The sequence below is a fragment of the Mycobacterium sp. genome, assembly GCF_047975165.1.
Classification (GTDB): domain Bacteria; phylum Actinomycetota; class Actinomycetes; order Mycobacteriales; family Mycobacteriaceae; genus Mycobacterium.
Genome location: NZ_JBKECZ010000102.1, coordinates 1 through 2110, shown reverse-complemented (window position 1 = coordinate 2110; position 2110 = coordinate 1). Strand labels below are relative to the sequence as shown.

General features: G+C 74.2%; 3 protein-coding genes. 2 read left to right on the top strand and 1 reads right to left on the bottom strand.

All coding sequences use genetic code 11. The annotated features are described in order from the left end of the window. On the top strand, window positions 1-517 hold a 517-nt coding region (locus tag ACK5M9_RS11165), incomplete at its 5' end, for an enoyl-CoA hydratase/isomerase family protein (protein WP_416893239.1). Window positions 518-526: 9 nt separating this feature from the next. Here ACK5M9_RS11165 and ACK5M9_RS11160 read toward each other — a convergent pair. Continuing rightward, window positions 527-1696: a hypothetical protein gene (locus ACK5M9_RS11160; RefSeq protein WP_416893238.1), complete on the bottom strand. Its 1170-nt coding sequence runs from the start codon at window positions 1694-1696 to the stop codon at window positions 527-529. Window positions 1697-1780: 84 nt separating this feature from the next. On the opposite strand from ACK5M9_RS11160, the gene ACK5M9_RS11155 reads away from it, so the two are divergent. Further along, window positions 1781-2110: hypothetical protein (locus tag ACK5M9_RS11155; RefSeq protein ID WP_416893237.1), on the top strand; the 330-nt coding region annotated here is incomplete at its 3' end.

Here is a 2110-nt window from a genome sequence, read left to right as displayed (position 1 = left end):
CGAGGTCCCGGTGATCGGCGTCATCGGCGGCGCCACGATGGGAGGCGCCCTGGAACTGGCCAGTGCGTGCGACTGGCGGATCGCCGCCGACTCGGCGACCTTCGCCATGCCCGCCGCGCGGCTGGGGGTGGTGTACGCCCCGGAGGGGCTCCGACGGTTCATCTCCCTGCTGGGCCCGGCCCGCACCCGGCAGCTGTTCCTCGGCGGGGCCCGCATCGACGCTGCGCGCGCCTTCGCGATCGGCCTGGTGGATGACCTGGTGCCGGCCGACCGGCTCTGGGCGGTCGCGCGCGCGGCAGCCACGGACGTCCTCCGGGGCGCACCGGGGGCGGTTGCGGGGACCCGGGCGGCGATCGCCGCCATCACCGGGCCCCTCGACGACCTGGTGCGCGCCAACATCGGGGTGATCCGCGAGACGGCGTACCGCAGCGACGAGTTCCGGGAGGGGCTCGCCGCATTCCACGAGCGACGTGACCCCGGCTGGGCCAGCCCGAACCCGGAGCCGCCGCCCGACTGACCGGTGGACTCAGGTGCAGGGCCGTCTTGCGCCGCGGCCACGTGCGGCGGTCACCGCGACCCCCACTACCCCCACCGCGGTCGCCGCCAGAACCCCGCCGCCACCCCCGGCGTATTCCATGGCCGCCCCGGCGAGGGTCGACAGCCCCCAGATCGTCCCGCCGTGGCGCCCGTTCAGGCCGACCGCGGAGGCCACGCACACCACAATAAGGCCCGGTACCACGATCGCCAGGACCACCATGTAGTCGATCATGCGGGCTCCGAACCCGGAGGCCGCCAGGGCGAGACCGGTGGCCGTGACCACCCACAGGCCGACGGTCGCACCCCACCCGGTGGCCGCCGCGAACGCCAGCCGGCCCGAATGCAGGTTGGTGAGCACCGACCCCAGGAATCCCAACGCCACGAACGCCTGGCCTGCCGCCGGCGTCCCCAGGTCGCTGAGCACGTCCGCGATGTTCCAGTGTCCGGTCGATGCCTGGAGCGCCGCCCCGGCGGTGGCGAACACCAGTAGCGGCACCCCGAGTCCCAGCACCCCGCACCACACCACCTGCCGGCGGCGCGCCAGGTCGAACGTGAAATCCGGCGTGCGCAACGCGAACGCGGCGCCGTACCCCACCACCAGCGACACCCCGGTGAGGATGCCCACCTCGGATGCACCACCGCCGGTGCTGCCCAGTCCGAGCGGCGCCCGTTCGGCGGCCAGTGCGAGCCCCCAGCCGGCCAGCAGCACGGTGGCCGTACCGGTGAGGAGTGCGGTCCAGCTGAGGGTGCCGAGTCCGCGGAGCGTGGCGGCCACCGCCACCCCCCCCAAAACGACCCATCCGAGGGTTGCGGGAACCACGAGCAGCCGGGCCAGGGCGGTCCCGCCGACATCGACGTTGACGCCGAACCACCCGATCATCATCACCAGCATCAGCACCGTTGCGACCCTGCCGGCGATCCGCCCGGGCAGGGCGCGGGCCATCACCACGCCCAGGGGGCTGCGTGTGTGCACGCCGAGCATGCCCTGCGCCACCGCGATCAACGTCAGCAACGCCACCCCGACCAGCGTCACCCCGATCACCGTGCCGGCGTCATGGCCGGCCGACAGGCCACCCCCGGCCATCAGCGCCGCGGGTGAGGTGCCGATGCCGATCCACGGGCCGAGTCGGCCCACCCAGCCCTGTTCCCGCGTCCGCATGCCGGGATCGTACGAGGTGGGGTGGGATTCGATTCGCGCGTGCGCCGACGGTCACCCCGCGACCGGTTCTGCGAGGATTGCGGCATGCGTCGCAACGAGGCAGAGCATCTCGGCATCCACCTGCCGGTGCTGCCCACCATGGTGCTCGGCGGGCTTCCCGGTGAACCGACCTGGGCGGCACGCCTCCAGGCGATCGGGCTGGACGTCGTCTCCAGCGGCGCCGTCGTGGACACCGCCGACACGGTGATGGCGGCGGCAGGGGAGTCGCTGGGACGGCCGGTGAAGGCGGTCGCGGGGGACGCAGCGGCGCTGGCGGCCGCGGGGGCCCGCATCATCGAGGGCGCCGGCACGATGGTCGCCGGTGCCTACCGGATCGACCCCGGGGAGGCGCTGGTGGCGGTGGTGGACGGGGGG

What these genes read in the sequence shown, in the direction of transcription:
- ACK5M9_RS11160 (WP_416893238.1), bottom strand. Translation starts at nt 1,696, where the DNA reads ATGCGGACGCGGGAACAGGGCTGGGTGGGCCGACTCGGCCCGTGGATC.